Source organism: Candidatus Zixiibacteriota bacterium (assembly GCA_016933955.1).
Taxonomy (GTDB): Bacteria; Zixibacteria; MSB-5A5; order GN15; family PGXB01; genus JAFGTT01.
The window spans coordinates 1-20,211 of the sequence record JAFGTT010000032.1 but is presented as its reverse complement, the minus strand read 5'-3'; the positions used below and the strand labels follow the sequence as shown (position 1 = coordinate 20,211).

The following is a 20,211-nucleotide window of genomic DNA, read 5'->3' as shown; positions in this document are numbered from 1 at the left end:
TGGAATTAGATGATTCGTGTGACGAAATTGAACGGTGAGGTCATTGTTATAAACGATGACCTCATCGAATTCATCGAGGAGACGCCCGATACCATAATCAGTCTGACCGATGGGAAGAAAATTATGGTCAGGGAAGATCCTGATGAAATTATAAAGAGGGTGGCGGCTTTTCGAAGAATGGCATCAAGCCTTGAGGCAAAAGTCGGTTTAAGAGATAATAAGCAGTAGAAGGATGGAATAATATGGCTGATGACAAACTGGGCGACGAAACCGCTCTGGCCGAAGAAGGAGCGGCCGGCAAAAGCAAGAAAAGCTCGCCGATAATTATCTATCTCATCATCGCCGTCATAATGGCGGTCGGTGGTTATTTTGCCGGGACCAGGCTGACGGGCTCCTCGACCAAGGAACCGGAGGCGGCGAAGAGCGAGGAGCATAAAGGTGAGGAAGCCAAAAAGCCCGCCGGAGTATCCGAAGTCTATATGATGCAGGATATTATCGTCAACCCCTCGGGAACGGGCGGAACCAGGTTCCTTTCGGTTTCGATCGGTTTCGATGTGGGCTCCAAAGAAACTCTGGCACTGCTTGAAAAGCGGGAACCGGTTATCAAGGATGCCCTGATAACTATCCTGGGCTCCAAAACCATCGAGCAGCTTTCCGATGCCAAACAGAAAGAGATCACGCGGTATCAGATCAAGAAGCGGACGGAGCAGCTTCTTCAGATCAATGACCTGCAGGCAGTATATTTTACCGATTTTATCCTTCAGTAAGGTGAAGGGGAGATAGACCGTGGCGAAGATATTATCACAAGACGAAATCGATGCCTTGTTGACGACCGTAACGGCGAGTCCGTCGGAACAGCCGGAACTTACACCGATAGCTTCGGAGGAACTGGCCCGAACCGTCGTCACCTATGATTTCAAGCATCCCAACCGGGTATCCAAAGACCAGGTGAGGACGCTGGAAAACATTCATGATAACTTTGCCGGTCATATCAGTTCGACTCTTTCGACCGCTCTGCGGAGTATGGTTGATGTCGATCTGGTATCGGTCGATCAGATCAATTATTCGGAGTATGTGATGTCGCTGGTGACACCGTCCTGTTCCTATACCTTTTCCGCTAAACCTCTGGAAGGATTGTGTATTCTGGATTATAACCCGACCCTGTCCTTTGCTTTTATCGATCGCATTTTCGGCGGAGGGGAGAAAAGTCTTGAAATCGAGCGGGAGTTGAGCGGGATCGAAAAGACGGTAATGTCCAAAATCACGCGTAAAATATACGGCGACCTGGAAAAATCATGGCGGAATATCGCGCCGATCGAGGTCGAGCAGAAATCATTCGAAACCAATCCGCAATTTATGCAAATTATACCGGCCGGCGAAACGGTGATTGTGGTTTCACTGCAATTGAAGCTGTTCAAATCGACCGGCTTGATAACGATTTGTTATCCTTATGTATCGCTGGAACCGGTGATGGAGAAACTGTCGGCCCAGAACTGGATCGACGCCACCAAGAAAAGGAATATCGGCGAAAGTACCGAGAAAAATCGTGATAATATACAGGATGTAGATATCGAGGTGGCTATTTCGCTGGCCAAAACAAAGCTGAAAATGCGGGAGTTCCTGGAATTGAAGATCGGCGATATCGTAGCGACCGATTCCAAGATTAATGAGTCAGCCGAGGTGATGGTGGCGGGGAAAAAGAAATATTTATGCCGGCCGGGTTTGCTTGGAAAAAGAAGGGCCGGCCAGATATTGGAAATATATCCGGTCATAGAGAAGGAGTGATCGCGCATGGATGAAAAAAACGGGATAAATTTGCCTATGGATGGAAATCCCTCGGATGAGGAAATCAAAGACGACGCCGTTTCAGGGCAGGAGTCGGGCAATGAGCCGACTCCCGAAGAAAAGGAAATGCTGGCGATGGGCGCCGGCGATGCCGGAGACGAGTCCGAATCCTCGCCCGATGAATCCTCCGCGGATGAAGGTGATGATAATTCAGGGGAAGGATCGGAGCTTTTAAGTCAGGAAGCTATCGATAATGCTCTCGGGTCCGCGGCTGATGGAATGACCGATGATATGCCGGAGCAGCTTCAGCCCGAGGTCCATCAGGCCGATTTCCAGCAGTTGTCGATGCAATCCGAAAACCAGACTCCCCGCAATATTGACTTATTGATGGATGTCGATTTGCCGGTTTCGATTGAACTGGGACGAACCCGGATGAGGATTTCAGATATTCTGGCTCTTGGTCCGGGCTCTATTGTCGAACTGGACAAACTGGTCGGTGAGCCGGTCGATCTGCTGGTGAACAAAAAATGTGTGGCCCGGGGTGAAGTGGTGGTGGTCGAGGAGAGCTTCGGTCTCCGGATTACCCAGCTGGTATCACCCGAGGAAAGGTTGAAGAACCTGGCATGAGTACCAAGAATAAAAAACTGGTTCTGATAATAATAGTGCTGATTATCAGCGCCGGGGCCTATATCTCGACGCATTTCGATGGTGCCAGGGCGAATACCACCGGGACGACGGCGACCGGTTTGGAGGAGACGGCATCGGTATCCGGTGATGGGACAACTTCGCCTACCACTCCGGTTTTCCAGGATTCGGTGGCCTGGTCATTGATCAAATTGCTGGGGGCGCTGGTGGTGGTGGTCGCCGGAATCTACGGATTCGTTTTTATCCTGCGACGGATGATGGGTCGGAAATTCTCGGGCAATGGAAACCGGAAGCTGATTGAGGTCATCGAAACGACCTACCTGGAGCAAAAGAAATCGATTTCACTGGTCCGTTTTTATGATCGGGCGGTCCTGGTTGGTTCGGCGGAATCCGGAATCAATATTCTGGCCGAATTGAATCCGGAGGAGACCGCAAAAATTCTGGCCCTGGGATCGGCGGAGAAAATGGGGCCAAGTTTCCGGAGTCTTCTGAAGGCGGCCGGGAATCGTATGATGAGCCTTGGCATGGGAAAAGCCGGGGCGGACCTGACATCGGTCACGTCCGATAGACCACAGACGGTCTGATATTTTAGCTGCCGTCCAAATGGCCGGCTTAAATTGGATTTAAAAAAAGCTCATTGGATGAATATGAGACATAGAATAACTAAAATTGTCTTGCTCTCGTTCTGCCTGATATGCCTGACATCGGTCAGCCAGGCGCAATCAATCCCCAAATTGTCGGTCCAACTGGGGGAATCGTCCTCGCCGGGTGACCTTTCCACCACCCTGCAAATTATACTGCTTCTGACGGTCCTGACTCTGGCGCCATCGATTCTCCTGATGTTGACCTCCTTCATCCGGTTGATCGTGGTCCTCGGGTTTTTGCGGCAGGCGATGGGAACACAGCAGTTGCCGCCGAATCAACTCCTGGTCTCGCTGGCCCTGATTCTGACTTTCTTTATTATCAGTCCGGTGGCCAATAAAGCATACACCGACGGATTAAAACCGTACCTGGATGAAAAGATTACCAAAGAAGAAGCCTTTGATAAAGGTATGACTCCGTTCCGGGAATTCATGCTGTCCCAGACCAATGAGAAGGATATTGCTCTTTTTGTCAACCTCGCAGGTATGGAGCAACCCCAGACGCCGGAAGATTTACCGCTGCATATATTGATACCGGGATTTGTCATATCGGAGTTGCGGACGGGTTTCCAGATATCCTTTTTGATATTCATTCCCTTTCTGATTATAGACATGATTGTCTCATCGGTTTTGATGTCGATGGGAATGATGATGTTGCCGCCGATTATGATCTCGCTGCCTTTTAAGATATTGTTGTTTGTCCTGGTGGATGGCTGGTATCTGTTGGTCAAGTCGCTGGTCGGATCATTTTATTGAAGAGGTCGAGATGACTCCAGAATTGGTAATTACGATCGCCCGCGAGGCGGTACTGACGATGCTTCTGGTATCGGCACCGATGCTTCTGGCCGGACTTTTGGTGGGTTTGATAATATCCATCCTTCAAGCTATAACCCAGGTTCATGAAATGACGTTGACCTTTATCCCTAAAATAGTGGCCGTAGCGGTGGCTCTGATTATTTTCCTCCCCTGGATAATGAATATTATAATTGATTTCACCAATCGCATTTATAACATCATTCCGACACTTTAGGAGGTGGCCGGCGAAAACTTTTCTTTCGAGTATGGCAATCCTTTCCCATCGGCGGTCTACAGGCTCCCGCCAGGAATTCAAGCCGCCGTCATAATTCGTTAGATCCCAATAAATTACATAATTATAAAGCGGCCCGATCGGGTTGGCATAAAGCTTGATTAAAGACTTGACGAGTAACCCGAATTGTAGGTAATGGAATTGTTTGATTTTGTAACCTTCACAGCCGCCAAACTGGAAACCTTCCTGCTGATAGCCTTCCGGGCCGGCGGATTGTTCATCGCCGCCCCCATAATCGGTCACGACTCGATCCCCAGATTGGTCAAAGCCGCCTTTGCGGTGGTATTGGCGGTAGTTCTGGTTCCGGTGGTGGGTGAGGTCAACCTGCCGGAGATAAACTCGGTCTGGTTGCTGGGATTGATGGCGGCCAAGGAACTCCTGGTGGGTTTCATAATCGGGTGGTTTTTCTCGTTTGTTTTCATTGCCATTAAAATGGCCGGGCATATTGTCGGTTATCAGATCGGTTTGATGATGGCGACGGTTTTGGACCCCGAATCGAATTCACAAATTTCGATTATCGGGGAATTCTGGCACCTGGTGGCGATTCTTATTTTCCTGGCCATCAACGGACATCATGCTATTATCTCAGCTTTCGCCGACAGCTATCGGGCGGTTCCGATCGGGGTGTTTAATTTCGCTGGCTCGGCGGGGGAGATGCTGATCCGTTATTCGGGCTATACCTTTGTCATTGCCATCAAGATCGCCGCCCCGGTAATCATCACCCTCTTTTTGACATCGGTAACTTTGGGGGTGGTAGCCCGAACAGTACCGCAGATGAATATATTTATTGTTGGTATTCCCATAAAAATTGCAATCGGCCTTCTGGTTCTGGCGGCGGCGTTACCGGTTTTCAGATTTATGGTCGAAAAAACGGTCTTTTTCCTCGATACGGAAATAGCCCGGGTTTTGTTCGCAATTGGAACGGTGTAAAAGGCAGTCATGGCGGAAGATCAATTTCAGGAACGAACCGAGCGCGCGACACCGCGCCGACGTCAGAAAGCCAAGGAAGAGGGTCGGGTGGCCCGCTCCATGGAGCTCAATTCGGCGGTGATCCTCTGTTTGGGAATCATGACCATATATTTTCTTGGTCCGCTTCTGGCCAATCAACTCGAACAGATGTCGATTTATATTTTTAACGAGGCTCCTGCACTGGCGGCCGATTTCGACTCGATAGTGAGTTTATTCAACCATAACATCATCAATTTCTTCCTTCTTCTCGGCCCGATTCTGATTATGCTGACGCTGATTGCCTATGGGGTCAATATCCTCCAGGTGGGGGTTATGTTCACCAGTAAACCCCTGGAGCCGAAAACCGACCGGTTGAATCCGGTCAGCGGCATCAAGCGTTTGTTCTCCGCCCGGTCGTTGTTCCAGCTTGCCCGCGATGTAATCAAAATTCTTCTGATTGCGGCAGTTGGTTACCTGGTGATCAAATCGCAGATGGACACATTCTTTCTGCTCTCCGACACCTCGGCCTCGATTTTTGCCGCGGCGATGGGGAAGATGGCCCTCAAGACGGTTCTCCAGGTCGGCGGCGTTATTCTCCTTCTGGCCCTTCTGGATTACGCTTATCAGAAGTATGATTTCGAAAAATCGATCCGCATGTCAAAACAGGAAATCCGGGAAGAGATGAAAGAAAGTGAGGGGTCGCCGCAGATCAAAGGACGGATCCGGAGGATTCAGCGGGAGATGTCCCGCCGTCGCATGATGCAGGAGGTTCCGAAGGCAGACGTGGTGATTACCAACCCGACGCACTTGGCGGTAGCGCTGAAATATGATCAGACGGAAATGGATGCCCCGATGGTGGTGGCCAAGGGTGAGCGCCTGCTGGCACAGAGAATCAAGGATATTGCCCGCGAAGCCGGAGTGCCGATTGTGGAAAACAAACCGCTGGCGCGGTCGCTGTTCAATATGTGTGAAATCGGTTCCTATGTGCCATCGCAGTTGTACCGCGCGGTAGCCGAGGTCCTGGCCTTTGTGTATCGCCAGAAACAGGAAAAGGTGTCGTAAATGAATATTAATAACGGATCTTTTCTGAACAATGTCCTGCAGAAGTCAGATATTATTCTGGCGGTAGCGGTAGTCGGGATTATCGGCGTTCTGGTGATTCCGGTTCCGCCGGGACTGCTCGATTTCGCCCTGGCCTTCAATATCACCTTTTCACTGGTAATTCTTCTTTCGACATTGTATATCAAACGACCGTTAGACCTGTCGGTTTTTCCGAGCATGCTTCTTATCGTAACCCTCCTGCGCCTGGCGTTGAATGTGGCCTCGACCCGGCTGATTCTCGGCACCGGTTATGCCGGCGAAGTAATTAACTCCTTCGGTAATTTTGTCGTCCAGGGCAACTACGTGGTCGGCTTCATAGTCTTTGTCATCCTGGTCATCATCCAGTTTGTGGTGATCACCAAGGGTGCGGGACGTATTTCGGAAGTGGCGGCCCGATTCACCCTCGATGCCATGCCGGGCAAACAGATGGCTATCGATGCTGATTTGAATGCCGGACTTATTACCGAGGAAGAGGCCAAGACCCGCCGGCGGGAAATCGCCAGCGAGGCGGATTTTTACGGGGCCATGGATGGTGCTTCGAAATTCGTTCGCGGGGACGCCATTGCCGGTATCCTGATTACCATGATCAATGTCGTCGGCGGTTTCGTCATCGGTATCCTGATGCAGGGCAAGACGGCCTCGGAAGCATTACGAATGTACACCCTGCTTTCGGTGGGTGACGGACTGGTGACACAGATTCCGGCGCTGATAGTTTCCACGGCAGCCGGTATAATTGTTACGCGCGCCGCTTCGACTTCGAATATGGGTAAAGACCTGACCGGGCAATTGATCCGTCAACCTCGGGCGATAATGATCGCGGCCGGAATGCTGATCATGTTCGGGATCGTTCCCGGAATGCCGACCCTGCCGTTTATCTTGCTGGGCCTGATGATCGGGACGGTGGGATATATGACCAATGAAAGCATGAAGAAAAAACAGGCCGAGGAAAAGCGCAAAGCGGCGGAAGCGGTTCAATCTCCCCCGGCCGAGCGGACCGAGGATTTACTCAAAGTCGATTCTCTTGAAGTGGAAATCGGTTACGGTTTGATTTCTCTGGTTGATGTCGCCCAGGGTGGCGATTTACTGGAACGGGTTTCGACCATTCGAAAACAACTGGCCGGTGAACTGGGCCTGATTGTCCCGCCGATCCGAATTCGTGATAATATTCAACTCAGTCCCAACCAGTACCGCATCAAGGTGAAGGGTTTGCCGGTGGCCGCTTATGAAATCATGAGCGATCACCTGCTGGCCATCAATCCCGGTTATGTCACCGAGCATCTGGATGGTTTTGAGGTGACCGAACCGGCCTTCGGGTTGAAAGCAGTCTGGATTATCCCCAATTTGAAAGAGACGGCCGAAGCCCGTGGTTACACGTTGGTGGAGCCGTCGGCCGTTCTATCGACGCATCTGACCGAAATCATCAAATCGCGCGCCGCGGAACTTCTTTCCCGTCAGGATGTCAGCCATCTGATACAAACACTCAAGGAGGATCAGCCCTCGCTGGTCAATGGCGTCGTTCCCGAGGTGGTTCCGCTGGCGGTGGTGCAGAAAGTCCTTCAGGCGCTTCTGACCGAACGGATTCCGATTCGCGATCTGGTAACGATAATGGAAACCATCACCGATTATTATCCGGCCACGAAGGAGGCTGATGTTATTGCCGAGTATGTGCGGATGGCCCTGCGGCGGAGGATCACTGAAATGTACAAGGATCATGAGAGCAAAATCCATGTTTTCACGGTCAATCCAGCGGTGGAGCAGAAACTGACCGACTCGGTCCAGAACACCAAGCAGGGTTTGATGCTGGTATTGCAACCGGCCGATTCCGAGATGATTGTCCGGGCTATTGGCCGCCAGGTCGAGCGGGCGGAAGAATCCGGTCATACGCCGGTCTGTCTGTGTTCGCCCAATATTCGCCTGGCCCTGCGACGGCTGGTCGAGACATCGTACCCCGGTCTGGTAGTCCTGTCCTATAACGAAATCAGTAACAATGTCGAGGTCGTCTCGACCGGAGTGGTAGGTTTCGAAAATGATAATTAAATCGTACGGTGCGCCGACCATTGCCGCGGCGTTGAAAAAAATCAAAGAAGAACTGGGCGGCGACGCGATTGTCCTTAAAACCAGGGTTTGCCCCGAAGAAGAGGTGAGCCTGACGGGACAGAGAGTCGAGGTGACGGCCTGTATCGATGAGAAAGCGGTTGACCGCAGGAAAGTGGCGAAAATTAAAACGGCCGGAACGACTGCTGACTGCAACGCGAAGCATGGGAGCCCGATTCAGGTTTCTCAAAAGGCAGCCGAACGAGAATATGATCCGGGCAGGGTGGAACAAGCCCTGAATCAAATCCTGAGTGCTCATCGGGCGCCAGATCTATTTGCCGATCTTGACAGTACCATCAGGCCGGTTTTCCTGAACTTGCTTGACAGCGATATCCCGGTTGAAATAGCGCACCGAATTGCCTCTGGAATCAGGGACAACATGGCCGAATCGAAAAATATCGACCAGGTGGCTATGGGGGTATTACTCGGTGAACTGGAGGCCATTACCCGATCCAGTCTGACTATTCACCCCGGAATGAAACTGCTTTTTATTGGTTCCTCAGGTGCAGGAAAAACTTCGGTTCTGGGCAAGGTGGCGGCCCAGCTCTGTACCAAATTCGGACAAAAACTCAAATTGCTGTCGCTGGATCATATGAAGATATCCGCTAATGAGGAAATCGGTGCGTATGCGGATTTGTTGGGACTGCCGGTCGGGCGATTGGAAGCAGAGGCCGAGAAATCCGGCCGGGAATCTATTCTGCTGATTGATACTCCGGCCATCAGCCGCGATGAGGAACATCGTCGGGAAATGCAGAACCTGATTCAACAAATCAAGCCGGATCTCACCTTCTTCGTCTTTTCAGTCGGCACCCGTTCTCACGACTTGATCGATGCGATCAACTTGTTCGAAGTTCTGCGACCGGATTACCTGATCGCCAGTCATCTTGATGAAACAGATCGATGGGGAGGGATTATGACCATGGCCGAGTACCTGAATATTCCACTGGCTTTTATTACGGATTCTCCGGCCGGCATGGGAAAATTGATGGCACCGGATACGGCCGCGATAGCCCGCCGTCTTCTGAAACTGGAGGTAAGAAGTTATGAATAATGAACGGCGGCGGGAATTTGTAAAACCCGGGGAAATCGTTGATACGCGACCAACCGTGGTATCTTTTATATCGGGCAAGGGCGGCACCGGTAAAACGGTTCTGGCTTACAATCTGGTCGTTATTATGGCCGGGATGGGTTATCGCTGTTTGCTTCTCGACGGCGACTGGTATTTCGGAGATGTTCATATTCTGGCCAATGTCTCGCCTTTATACACTCTTTCCGACCTGATTAAGGGCAAGGTCGATGTTTCCGAAGCGGTTTTTCGTATTAATTCCGGTCTTGATTTGCTGGCCTCACCATCATGCGGTGCAACTGTTGGAGATATCCGTCCGGCAGATTTCGACAAGCTTTTTACCGATTTCCCCAAGCTGTTCGGGGACTATGAGTTCATCCTTATCGATACACCTTCGGGAGGGGTCGAAATGGTCTCCCGGGTGGCATCAATGGCCGATATCAATCTGATCGTAATAAACCCGGAATGGTCCTCGATTGCGGATGGTTATGGGTTATTTAAATACCTCATTTCGAGAAATAAAGATTTTCTGGCATACATTTTTCTTAACAAGGTAAGGGGGCAGGAAGATTATGAATATATCTACCAGAAGTTCACCGTTCTCTCCGAGAGGTTCCTGAACAGGATTCCCCTTGGGGCCGGTTATCTGTTTGACGATCAACATGTTGTTGATTCGGTGGCGAAACAGAAACCGATCGTCGAAATTTACCCCGGGGCAACGGCTGTTGAAAAATTGAACAGGTTGTCCGGACTTCTGGTGGAAGTCCGAAAAACGGAACTTAATCGCAGAAAAATAATGGGTCAACAGGATATAAACTCCAAAAAGTTATTAGCCGATATAAGGAAATAGCATTCAATGACTAGCACGCAAAAAACTCGAGCAAAACAGGTAGCCGGGAAAGGCTTGAAGACCAGCCGGATTCCGGTTTACGAAGCCAAGGAAGCCGCCCGGCCGGTCCGGAAAAAGCAGGATAATACTCTGGAATGGCTGCGCTATCAGCGGCACGGATGCTCCGATGCCCGTGCAGAATTACTCAGGAGGTATTTGCCTCTGGTACGCAATGTAGCCGGCCGAATGGCGATCGGATTTCCGCGCTCGGTGGAGTTGTCGGATCTGATCAACACCGGGGTGATCGGGTTAGTGGAAGCCTTTCGGAATTTCGATCCGGATCGCGGTGTCAAGTTCGAAACATACGCTGTACCGCGTATCCGCGGTGCCATACTGGATGAATTGCGCGCTCTGGATTGGGTGCCGCGTTCAACCCGGGCCCGATCCCGGGAGATCGAGCGGGCCATTGTGGCTCTGGGAAATGATTTCGGTCGGATGCCGTCCAATGATGAAGTAGCGGAGAAGCTCGGTTATTCGATGAAGGAGTTGATGACGGCGATGGGCGATGTTTCCTGTGCCAGCCTGCTTTCGCTGGATGAGACGATATATAAAGAAGAGGATAACCACCAGGTTCCTCGGATTGAAACGATAAGAGAAACCAATCAGCAGTCGGCCCTCGGCGATCTGGAAAAGAGCGAACTTCGCGCTTTTCTCGTGACGGCCATCGACCGTCTGACCGAGCAGGAAAAACTGGTAATTGCTCTTTATTATTTTGAAGAATTGACCTTGAAAGAAATCGGTGAAGTGATGTCGATTTCCGAATCGCGGGTATCACAGATACATACCAAGGCGGTGGTCAAGTTACGGGGGATGATCAAGGAGCGATTTGCCTTGAGCGGCTGAGGAGGTACCGATATGGTACAGGCGATCGAACTTGCCGATGCTCTGGCCAAAACCGAGCTGGTCAGGAAACATGACCAGATTCAAAAGGCCGGGTCCGAAATGGATCAGCGCCAGGCGGCATCAAGTCTCAAGGAAAAGACCGCCGCCGGTACCGAAAAGGCCCAGGAAGCCGAAAAAAGCGATCTGGTGATTATCAGCAAGGACCAGGAGAAAGAAAAAGAAAAAAAGAAATTTAAAAAAGGTGAATACAGGGAAGGTGATGATGATTCGGAAGACGACGGGACCGACGAACCGCGCCATCTGGATCTCAAAGCATGAGAGCGAGGATATGATGGAAATAGGAATTTCGACAGGTCAATTGATTGACATAAGTTTGAATGCCGCCGGCTTCCTGGCGGCGGGTTCACTGATGCTGGTGATCCGTTCCATATTCCGCCGGCCGGTGCGGGTTAACTGCCCGACGGTAATCGAAAAATCAGGATATATAAAAAACCAGACAATTGAAGATTCCCGACCGGCGGAAAGGCCGGCTGTTCCCGATTTCGAATTTGTCAACCTTCGGGAAGCCGCCGCGCGGCCGCGTATGTCCGGCGGGAATTTACCTTCGGGCAATCGACCCGGGGGACGCGACCGGCAGGAGATTATCCGGATGGCCCAAGACATTCTGGCGGGCAAGGAGCGCCATCAGGCCGGGTCACCGCCGGCTGCGGACGGCGGATTTTCAATGATTAAACAGAATCTTAATTTTCAAGGTGCAGGGAGGAGTAGATAATGACATCCGAATCACCGCTTTTTCTGACCAAAGTGGAATGCCCGATCTGCAAGACACTGAACGAATTCGAGACCATAAAGGTGGGCGCCTACACGGAGTCAGAAAGTGATACCGATTTCTGCCCCATGAACCGAACCTGGCGGAATCCCCGGTACCAGCAGTACAATCCGCTGTTATTCTTTACGACGACCTGCTCCAACTGCTTTTATACGCGGGAATTCAACAATCGCTTCAAGGAATGGAAAGACGATGCCTATTTCAAGACGTACCGGTTGAAACCGATCAAGGAACGCCATCTGGAGCAACTGGCCCGGGCCGATTCGATAATCAAGGCCATCAGCGCCGAAATGGACCCGAACCGGTATCCCAATGAAACCGCCATTCTCAAACTGCTTCTGGCCATATTCGATGAGCAACTCAACGACAAGCCGGACGATCTCGATCTGGGCCGGTTTTACCTGAGGATCGGCTGGATTTTCCGGGAGATGGGACAGGGAGGCATTGACAATATACAGGTCGTGCATGGGCATATCAGCATCCTCGATGAAAAGTACGCCGAGCTGAAAATTTCCCTTAACGAATTCAATCTCCGGATCAACGAAATCACGGCGGCGGTCGATGATCAGTTCCGGGATGAGAGTATTCCGGCCGATATCAGATCGACACTCTACCCATACAAGGATCGCTACGGGGTCGAAGTGGCCTCACTCAAAGAGGTGGTTTCTTTGATCGAGGGCAAGCTGGATGGTCTTAGCCAAATCATGCGGGAGCACCGCAGTATCGCGCTGGGCGGATCGAGTGAAAACGGGACCCCCGGATTTCACGACTATAACTCCTTCCATAATTACCTGGCTCATCTGAAGGAAAAATGGGATGGGGTCCCGGTCAGTGAAAAGGAAGCTCTGACCTGGGCGGTACGGTACTATGTGAAAGCGTACAAAGACGGGCGGAATATCGCCAAGGGAAATCAGCAGATCCAGGCCATGTACCTGATTGCCGAGTTATCCCGGAGGATCGGGGAATATGAGCAGGCCAAGGAGTATTTTAATATCACTATCAGGACGGGACAAGAATTTATCCACAAACACCGCGGCGATCAGAGTCGCACGGCCCTGGCCAGGAAACTGCTGGAATTGGCCATTGAGCAGGGGAGAAGCAATCTGGCGGAAGCCAGCCCGCGATAAGGTAAGGTAATGGTACAGACAACGGCCCCGGCGAAAAATAATCCCCTGAAGGTGTGGGATAAAATCGAAATAGTCATAGATGATAATGGTGATAAGGGTCTTTATGTTACCCGGATCGAGGATTTGGCGGGGCAAAAAATAATCGCATCCAAACCGGAATTCGTGGAGGGCAATAAACTCCTGGCATCGAAGGCCAGGATTTTTGTCCAGGTCAAAAAACCGGATGCCGTTTATCGTCTCCCGGCCCGGATTGAAATTATATCCGGCGATCGCGACAGCCGGGTGGTACTGATTCCGCTGGGGCGATTCGAGCGGATGCAACGGCGTAATTTCGTCCGAATCGATTTCGAAATTGATATCAGGTATACACTGATCAAAGGTTCCGATAAAAAATTCATGGGCGGATCGCCTCAATGGGTTAAATCAAAAACACTGAATATTTCCGCCGGCGGGTTATTGGTGAAAACCGAGGATGATGTCGAGAAAGATGATATAATTATGATCCGCATTCGCGGCTATGAGGAGATGGGTGTCCCTCGCCTGATGACCGCTCTCTGCTGCCGGATTGTCCAAATTCAGAAGGAAAATTATGCCGGAGTGGAGTTTATCACCAGTGAGAAACTGTCCAGGTTTTTCACCGCGACGGAACTGGTTTCCCTACCCGACCAGGTTAAAAGGTTCGACAGCGCGACCCAGAATAAATTGGTGCGGTACATCTTTGACCAGCAGGTTAAAGCAAGACAGAAGGGATTGATCTGATGAAGGCCGAAGAAGCGGTAATTGCCGAGAAGAATTTCGACTATTCCGAGATTGTCGGACGGGAAGTAAAAATCCGGACGGAGCAATTCGCCGAAAGAATTCTAACCTCAAGAGTAGTGGCGGTGTCCGGCAATAACCTGGTCATTGACCGGTCGAAATCGGAGGGGTTGATAGACAGCCTGATAGGCAATCAGAAAGTTGTGGTGCATTTTGAATATAAGGGCGAACCGGTGGCGTTCGAATCGATCCTGTCCATGCCCCAGAAGGGGCGGATGCAAATTCCGGTAGCGGCCCGTATATATCCCGAAATAAATCGCAAATATCCGAGGATTCCTATCGATCAAAATGTCCGCCTGACCTATTTCGACGGGGCAAGTATATCCTCGGCTCGCCTTAACAAACTCAAATGGATCGAAACCAAGACGATTGATATCGGAGGCGGGGGAATTCTGGTGGAGACGCCGATGGGTCTGCCCGATGATTATTTCATGATTCTGCATCTGGGTCTGCAGGGTATTGAATTGCCACAACTCCTGGTGGGACGGATTCGCCATAGCCGGCAGCAGGGTGAAAATGGCTTTTACGCCGGAGTGGAATTCGTGGTCAAGGAAACCTGCCGCGATATTTTACCCCAGAGTTTGATTCGAAATCTGCCGCCCAAACTGTTCGAATTCAATCACCAAAAGCGGGACGACCTGAGCATTTTTCTGGTCGGTAAGTATAGAAATAACAAGTTACAGGAGTAAATCAGGGATGAGTAAAGAAAGAACGAAATTGATTTCTGAAGTCGATACGGGCGAAAACGTGGTTTCGGTTCGGGAACCATTCGAACTGAAAAAGAACGGTAATCGCCGTTATATCCGCCTGGAAATTTCCGATCCGATCGGATGCAGTGTCCTTAAAGACCGATCGGGCGGGTTCTGGCCGGAGGGCGAGGGGCCGGTGTACCATGCTTCACTTTTGAATCTTTCGGCCGGAGGTATCCTGATCGATTGTGACAGCCCCATGGAAGACGGTACTCTGGTGATAATGAGTCTGACTTTGCAGGGAGTGGAACTGATCGACCATATTATCGGAATTGTTAAACGCTGTGAGCCGGATGAAGATTCCAATTTAATCGGAATCGAGTTTATACCCAGGGAAAATCTGACCGATTTCTTTTCCACAATCGAATATGAAGCGATCAGTTCAAACCTGACATCTTTCGATGAACGGCTGAGAAGGGTGTTAAACAAATATGTCTATTACAAAAGAGTGGCCGCCGAGGGATAATTATGCCGATAAACCGAATTGTCATAGCCGCCTGTCTGTGGTTGATGTTTCTGGCGATCCCGGCGCTGGCCGGTGATAATGTGATAGTCAGTCTCAAGACAACCGCCTGTCCGTGGGCCGATATCCATCTTGAAGATCGGCTTGATTTGCACCTGGCTTCGATCAACCGGATCCCGGTGGTTCGGCAGGATCTTCCGGCGAATTCCGATAACCTGGCTTTTGAAGATCTGCTGGACTGGGGACAGCAACGGGATGGACATTTTCTGGTGGATATTGCGGTTGAAAGAATCGATCTGGATCTGCGGAAGGTAACGGTTTTTCCTTTTCTTCTTTATCGCTATCGGGCGTATGCCGTTCTTTCCGGTCATCTGCGGGTGATTGATCTTGATAAAAAGCGTCAGTTGGTATTCAAAGAAATAGCCTACGATATTAAAGCCTCAGACCAGTGGCAACCGGGAGAAGACAATAAATTCGATCCGGCCCTGAATATCCCGGCCGATGAAAAGCGACAACTCTTCAGGCGTTTGGAAGAAAAAGTTGCGGAAGAATTGTCCCGGGAAATTAAAGCCTTGACGCGAGGGAATCACTTTGGAAGCTGACAATATTGTCCCGGGAGAACCGATCAGCAGATTCTGGTCAAAAATAAATTTAATGGCCGAAATCGCGGCGGTTTTCCGTAATGCCCCGGCTGACCGGGCCGCTTATGTCAGGGTCCTGGAATTGATTCAGCAGATTATTCCGTTCGAGGCGGCTGTCCTGTGTCTTCTGGCCGATCACAGCGAAGCGGGATTCGAAATAACCTCGTTTGGACGCAAGCTGGACCTGTCTTTTTACGAAGAGTATATCGGGGAAAAGAATTTTTTGCACTGGGCCGGCCGGCAGAAAACCCCGGTGGTTCTGAATACCGCTCATCGTGATTCCAGCCGCCATCTGCAAAACGAAGCCGTTCTGGTTTTGCCGCTGATTATCAAGGACAGGTCTATCGGGATCATGATAATGGTTGACGGGACACGCAACAGCTTTCGCGATAAAGATATCAAGTTATTGACAGTCCTCAGTTATCAAATCGCTCTTTCGGCGGAACGGCAGATATATTTGAAAGAACTGGAACAGAAAAACGCCGAGTTGATAATCGCCCATCAGCATTTGCAGGAAGCCCATGAGCAGTTGATCGGGATCGAAAAATTAAATGCCGTTCGTGAACTGGCGGCTTCGGTCAACCATGAAGTCAACAATCCGCTTTCGGTGATTACCGGAAATGTTGAATACCTGCTTTATATCAACAAGGGGCTAAACGATAACATCATCAACCGGCTGAAGATTATACAGGGTGAAGCGAACCGGATTGCGGAAATAAACCGCCGACTTCTGGATATTCAGGACCTGGTTTCGGAGCCATATATTCCGGAGGATGCAAATGTCCGCATGCTCAACCTTGAGAAATCAACCTCGGGAGTCAAGAAATGACCAGTCTTACGGATGCAATTTCGGCTCTGGATAAGACCGACCGTCTGAAGGCCCTGCTCGATGACTCGCCACTCGGATTTTTTATGGTGAGCCGTGACGGTTTCATCGAGTACATAAATCATGAGGCGGCTCGTATTACCGGATTCGATCGTTTCGAAGAAGCTGTCGGTTATCCCCTCCACGATATTGAATCGGTTATCGGATGCGGGCTGATGGAGGCCTTTAACAGTTCTCTGAGCGGTAAATCCTTCCATCGTAACGAACATCATTGCACCAACCGTCTCGGACATTATGAAGTAATCAATGTTTTCTGCAGTCCGCGCCGGGATGCTGATGGATCAGTTATCGGTTTTATGGCCATTGTCCAGGATATTACCGAATCCTACCGCCGGAAAGCGGAACTGGAACAGGCCAATGAGGAACTGTCGGTCATGTGGCAGGTCTCCGAGGCGCTTTCCTCGACCGCCGATCTGGATCAGGTGTTGAAAATAATCCTGACCGGGGTGACTGCCAACCAGGGTTTGGGATTCAACCGGGCCTTTCTCTTTTTGATCAACGAAACAGATAAAACTCTAAATGGCGAAATCGCCGTCGGTCCCCGGTCGCCTGAAGAGGCCGGTCAGATTTGGGCCCAGTTATCCCGCAATCAACGAACTTTGATTGAATTTTTAAATGAATATCTGAAGAGAGAGAGTACCTCCGATTTCAGTTTGACATCGCTTATCTCCGGATGGCAGATTCCGCTCGTGGAACCGACAATCTTCAGCCGCGTTATTGATGAAGGAGTCGGGAAAAATGCTGTGGTCGGGGCGGATCTGGATGAGGAGTCCCGCAAAATACTGGCCCGTCTGCAAACCGCCAACCTGGCTATGGCGCCGATTATCAGCAAAGGCCGGCGGCTGGGTTTGATTCTGGCCGATAACCAGATCAGCCATAAGCCGATTATCGATGCCGATGTGCAATTACTGCAGACCTTTGCCAATCATACCGCGGTGGCAATCGAAAGGTCGAGGCTGTATGATAACCTGGTTGAACATGCGGCCACATTGGAGGAGAAGAATCGTCAGCTGGCCGACTCCCAGGAACAACTGGTCAGGATCGAAAAGATGTCAATTATCGGTGAACTGACCTCATCAATTGCCCATGAACTACGAAATCCCCTGACGGTTATCGGCGGATTCGCCAATCTGATGCTTTCAGCCGCGGGTAACGAGGCTCATAGCGAGTATCTTAATATAATACTATCCGAAGCTAAACGGGCCGAGTCGGTCCTGCACCAGGTCCTCGATTTTTCGCGAGCCAGCCGAACCGAAACCCGCCAAATCGATTTCAACCAGCTAGTCAGGCAAACCTATGAGTTGCTGGTGTCACGTATCAGGAACAGCCATAAACAGCCGTCATTGAAGCTGACCGGGGATAATCTCGCGGTCCGGGGTAATCCCGATCAACTGCGGCATGCCGTTTATCAGTTTATGAATTCGACGGTGGAAGAGCTGACGGATGAATGCAATATCGAGTTCAGGACGGAGGCCGGCCCCGAAACGGTCCGATTTGTCATCAATTTTATTGGTCAGGAGAAACATCGAGCCAAAGTCGCCAGGACGCTTCATCAGGTTTTCGGAAGTTCGACCGGGACACAAAAACTGTCAATTATTGTGGCCGGGGAGACGATAAAATATCATGGGGGCAGTTTCGGCCTTGAGGGGACAGCCGATAATATGCCCAGGATTTATATTGAATTGCCTCAGAAAAGGGGAGACCAAGATGCCCAAGATACTGGTCGTTGACGACGAAGCCCATATCAGGAAATTATATAATGATTTTCTGAAACGGGAAGGCTACCAGGTTGAGACCGCGGCCGGGGGCGATGAGGCGTTGGAGGTTTTGGCCAAAAGCCGCTTTGACCTGGTCATTCTGGATATTGAACTGGGCGATGAAGCCAGCGGCCTTGATATTCTTAAACGAATCAAAGCCGGTTATCCCGATCTGGCAGTTATCCTCAACACCGCCTATTCCATCTATCAATCCGATTTCAGTATATGGATTGCCGATGCCTATATCATGAAATCCTCGGATATCAGTCAACTGAAGGATAAGGTCCAAGAATTGGTGGGAACATGAGTAGTCGATCACGGACGTCCGGAAAGTCAAAGGCCGACGATTGCCTGATGCTGATAAACAGCCAGGCCGAAGAAGTGCGGATACTGGCCCTCAACCTGGCCATTAATCTGGCCCGGTCGAAAGACGAGCTCAAGGACCTGGCTTTTATGGAACCGGAATTTACGCGCCTGATTAACGGTTCGGTGGAGGTTATCAAACAGATCGGCGATATACTAAAAACATTCCGGAATGAGGATAAGATGGCATATAATCCGCCCGAAACGAATCCAGGGATGGATCGGATCGAGGCCTCGCTTAACGATATTCTGAAAATAAGCCGGGAAGTCCTTCATAATATCGGCGAAATGAAAAAACGAAAGAAAAACCTGAGTAAATATAAAAAGCTCTGACAAACGAGTGAAAAATTTAACGATTTTATAAAGAGTGAGTTATGGAACTTAAAAAGATCGAAGAACTGGCCCGCCAGCGCGGGAAACCGTTTCGGGTTCTGATTGTGGATGATGAACCACGGGTGCGGGATATCTTCAAGGAGTTTTGCGAGATAACTAACTCGGTCGAGGTCGATATGGCCGAAAACGGGGCCGAGGCGATTGAAAAAATCGAACATACCGATTTCGATCTGGTAACCATGGATCTGATAATGCCGGAGATGTCGGGGGTCGATGCCGTTACCAGAATAAAGCAATTGCGACCGCATCTGCCGGTTATCGTTATCACCGGCAATGCCACCGAGCGCCTGGTCCGGCAGGCCGGTGTTCAGGGCGCCAGTTCGCTTTTGTACAAGCCGGTGCTGATGGAAAATTTCGTTGATGAAGTTATAGCCACTTTTGAAAAAGCGGGTGGATAATAAATTCATGAACAAAAATTTAAAAGTGCTGGTGGTCGATGACGAACCGCCAACAGCCGATCTTTTTTCCGGCGTGCTGATACGTTCCGGTTTTCAGGTGAAAAGCGCCGGGAATGGCGGCGATGCCATCGAGATAATCAAAGAGTGGCGGCCGAATATTGTCGTCTGCGATGTAGTTATGCCGGGAATAGACGGATTCGATGTTTTAACATTCGCCAAGAAAGAATATCCTGAAATTCGAATGCTTATGATTACCGGTCAGAGCGACCCGGAATCGCTTCGCAAATCATTCCGCCTGGGGGCTGATGAATTTATTACCAAACCGGTTTCAAGTCAGGATCTGGTTTTGATTATCCAGCGGGTTTGCTGGCGGTTTTTTGAAGAGAAAGACAATTCCTCCAAGGCGTCTTCCATAGCCTGATAGCCATACCCGAAGCCTGTCGAGACGGGGCACAAAAATATCTTGAATTCGCGGTAATTTCCTTTATATTAGGATTTCATTTTCGGAGGAGAGGTGGCCGAGCGGCCGAAGGCAGCTGCCTGCTAAGCAGTTGACCCTTAACGGGGTCCCTGGGTTCGAATCCCAGCCTCTCCGCCATAAATGGTATATTCCGAGCACATCCTTTACAGTTCATTCCGGGCAGATGGTTTACAGATTGGCGTATAATCACCTTGAAGGAGGTATTGTAT

General features: G+C 50.3%; 26 protein-coding genes and 1 tRNA gene. All 27 read left to right on the top strand.

From position 1 onward, the window contains the following. Positions 1-9 precede the first annotated feature (9 nt). The 27 genes from JXQ28_11375 (at position 10) to JXQ28_11245 (ending at position 20,119) form a co-directional block, all read left to right on the top strand. Positions 10-228: a flagellar FlbD family protein gene (locus JXQ28_11375; GenBank protein MBN2278332.1), complete on the top strand. Its 219-nt coding sequence runs from the start codon at positions 10-12 to the stop codon at positions 226-228. A gap of 14 nt (positions 229-242) precedes the next feature. Continuing rightward, positions 243-767 carry a flagellar basal body-associated FliL family protein gene (locus JXQ28_11370; GenBank protein ID MBN2278331.1) on the top strand — a complete coding sequence of 175 codons (525 nt, stop codon included), beginning with the start codon at positions 243-245 and terminating at the stop codon, positions 765-767. A gap of 19 nt (positions 768-786) precedes the next feature. Beyond that, positions 787-1,785: a flagellar motor switch protein FliM gene (fliM, locus tag JXQ28_11365; protein ID MBN2278330.1), complete on the top strand. Its 999-nt coding sequence runs from the start codon at positions 787-789 to the stop codon at positions 1,783-1,785. A gap of 6 nt (positions 1,786-1,791) precedes the next feature. After that, positions 1,792-2,412, top strand: coding sequence for a flagellar motor switch protein FliN (gene fliN, locus JXQ28_11360; GenBank protein ID MBN2278329.1), 621 nt, complete (start codon positions 1,792-1,794; stop codon positions 2,410-2,412). Then, a complete protein-coding gene (locus tag JXQ28_11355; protein MBN2278328.1) occupies positions 2,409-3,014 on the top strand; it encodes a flagellar biosynthetic protein FliO in 606 nt (201 codons plus the stop codon). The genes fliN and JXQ28_11355 overlap by 4 nt, the downstream gene beginning before the upstream one ends. Before the next feature lie 63 nt (positions 3,015-3,077). Continuing rightward, positions 3,078-3,827, top strand: coding sequence for a flagellar type III secretion system pore protein FliP (gene fliP / locus JXQ28_11350; GenBank protein MBN2278327.1), 750 nt, complete (start codon positions 3,078-3,080; stop codon positions 3,825-3,827). 10 nt (positions 3,828-3,837) lie between these two features. Further along, the gene (gene fliQ, locus JXQ28_11345; GenBank protein MBN2278326.1) at positions 3,838-4,101 is read left to right on the top strand and encodes a flagellar biosynthesis protein FliQ; all 264 of its coding nucleotides are present in this window, start codon (positions 3,838-3,840) and stop codon (positions 4,099-4,101) included. A 192-nt stretch (positions 4,102-4,293) separates the two neighbouring features. Further along, the gene (gene fliR, locus JXQ28_11340; GenBank protein ID MBN2278325.1) at positions 4,294-5,088 is read left to right on the top strand and encodes a flagellar type III secretion system protein FliR; all 795 of its coding nucleotides are present in this window, start codon (positions 4,294-4,296) and stop codon (positions 5,086-5,088) included. 9 nt (positions 5,089-5,097) lie between these two features. Then, positions 5,098-6,168: a flagellar biosynthesis protein FlhB gene (gene flhB / locus JXQ28_11335; protein ID MBN2278324.1), complete on the top strand. Its 1,071-nt coding sequence runs from the start codon at positions 5,098-5,100 to the stop codon at positions 6,166-6,168. After that, positions 6,169-8,244 carry a flagellar biosynthesis protein FlhA gene (gene flhA, locus JXQ28_11330; GenBank protein MBN2278323.1) on the top strand — a complete coding sequence of 692 codons (2,076 nt, stop codon included), beginning with the start codon at positions 6,169-6,171 and terminating at the stop codon, positions 8,242-8,244. It abuts the gene before it with no gap. Beyond that, positions 8,234-9,352, top strand: coding sequence for a hypothetical protein (locus tag JXQ28_11325; protein MBN2278322.1), 1,119 nt, complete (start codon positions 8,234-8,236; stop codon positions 9,350-9,352). The genes flhA and JXQ28_11325 overlap by 11 nt, the downstream gene beginning before the upstream one ends. Continuing rightward, positions 9,345-10,217 carry an AAA family ATPase gene (locus tag JXQ28_11320; GenBank protein MBN2278321.1) on the top strand — a complete coding sequence of 291 codons (873 nt, stop codon included), beginning with the start codon at positions 9,345-9,347 and terminating at the stop codon, positions 10,215-10,217. Before JXQ28_11325 ends, JXQ28_11320 begins: the two co-directional genes overlap by 8 nt. Before the next feature lie 6 nt (positions 10,218-10,223). Further along, positions 10,224-11,099: a FliA/WhiG family RNA polymerase sigma factor gene (locus tag JXQ28_11315; GenBank protein ID MBN2278320.1), complete on the top strand. Its 876-nt coding sequence runs from the start codon at positions 10,224-10,226 to the stop codon at positions 11,097-11,099. Between the two features lie 12 nt (positions 11,100-11,111). Continuing rightward, positions 11,112-11,417, top strand: coding sequence for a hypothetical protein (locus JXQ28_11310; GenBank protein ID MBN2278319.1), 306 nt, complete (start codon positions 11,112-11,114; stop codon positions 11,415-11,417). A gap of 10 nt (positions 11,418-11,427) precedes the next feature. Next, positions 11,428-11,871: a hypothetical protein gene (locus JXQ28_11305; GenBank protein MBN2278318.1), complete on the top strand. Its 444-nt coding sequence runs from the start codon at positions 11,428-11,430 to the stop codon at positions 11,869-11,871. Next, positions 11,871-13,055, top strand: a complete 1,185-nt coding sequence (locus JXQ28_11300; protein ID MBN2278317.1) for a DUF2225 domain-containing protein — start codon at positions 11,871-11,873, stop codon at positions 13,053-13,055. Before JXQ28_11305 ends, JXQ28_11300 begins: the two co-directional genes overlap by 1 nt. Before the next feature lie 9 nt (positions 13,056-13,064). Then, positions 13,065-13,814 (top strand): PilZ domain-containing protein, encoded by a 750-nt coding sequence (locus JXQ28_11295; protein MBN2278316.1) that lies wholly within the window; start codon positions 13,065-13,067, stop codon positions 13,812-13,814. Beyond that, positions 13,814-14,560, top strand: coding sequence for a PilZ domain-containing protein (locus JXQ28_11290; protein ID MBN2278315.1), 747 nt, complete (start codon positions 13,814-13,816; stop codon positions 14,558-14,560). Before JXQ28_11295 ends, JXQ28_11290 begins: the two co-directional genes overlap by 1 nt. Before the next feature lie 7 nt (positions 14,561-14,567). After that, positions 14,568-15,086 carry a PilZ domain-containing protein gene (locus JXQ28_11285; GenBank protein MBN2278314.1) on the top strand — a complete coding sequence of 173 codons (519 nt, stop codon included), beginning with the start codon at positions 14,568-14,570 and terminating at the stop codon, positions 15,084-15,086. Positions 15,087-15,088: 2 nt separating this feature from the next. Then, a complete protein-coding gene (locus JXQ28_11280) occupies positions 15,089-15,685 on the top strand; it encodes a hypothetical protein (protein MBN2278313.1) in 597 nt (198 codons plus the stop codon). Continuing rightward, positions 15,675-16,553 (top strand): GAF domain-containing protein, encoded by an 879-nt coding sequence (locus JXQ28_11275; GenBank protein MBN2278312.1) that lies wholly within the window; start codon positions 15,675-15,677, stop codon positions 16,551-16,553. Before JXQ28_11280 ends, JXQ28_11275 begins: the two co-directional genes overlap by 11 nt. After that, positions 16,550-18,340, top strand: a complete 1,791-nt coding sequence (locus tag JXQ28_11270) for a PAS domain-containing protein (protein ID MBN2278311.1) — start codon at positions 16,550-16,552, stop codon at positions 18,338-18,340. The genes JXQ28_11275 and JXQ28_11270 overlap by 4 nt, the downstream gene beginning before the upstream one ends. Further along, the gene (locus JXQ28_11265) at positions 18,318-18,674 is read left to right on the top strand and encodes a response regulator (protein ID MBN2278310.1); all 357 of its coding nucleotides are present in this window, start codon (positions 18,318-18,320) and stop codon (positions 18,672-18,674) included. The genes JXQ28_11270 and JXQ28_11265 overlap by 23 nt, the downstream gene beginning before the upstream one ends. Continuing rightward, complete coding sequence (locus JXQ28_11260; GenBank protein MBN2278309.1) at positions 18,671-19,063, top strand: hypothetical protein; 393 nt, start codon at positions 18,671-18,673, stop codon at positions 19,061-19,063. The genes JXQ28_11265 and JXQ28_11260 overlap by 4 nt, the downstream gene beginning before the upstream one ends. A gap of 41 nt (positions 19,064-19,104) precedes the next feature. Beyond that, a complete protein-coding gene (locus JXQ28_11255; GenBank protein ID MBN2278308.1) occupies positions 19,105-19,521 on the top strand; it encodes a response regulator in 417 nt (138 codons plus the stop codon). 7 nt (positions 19,522-19,528) lie between these two features. After that, positions 19,529-19,942: a response regulator gene (locus tag JXQ28_11250; GenBank protein ID MBN2278307.1), complete on the top strand. Its 414-nt coding sequence runs from the start codon at positions 19,529-19,531 to the stop codon at positions 19,940-19,942. Positions 19,943-20,029: 87 nt separating this feature from the next. Beyond that, a tRNA-Ser gene (locus JXQ28_11245) sits at positions 20,030-20,119 on the top strand. The last annotated feature ends 92 nt before the right edge of the window (positions 20,120-20,211 follow it).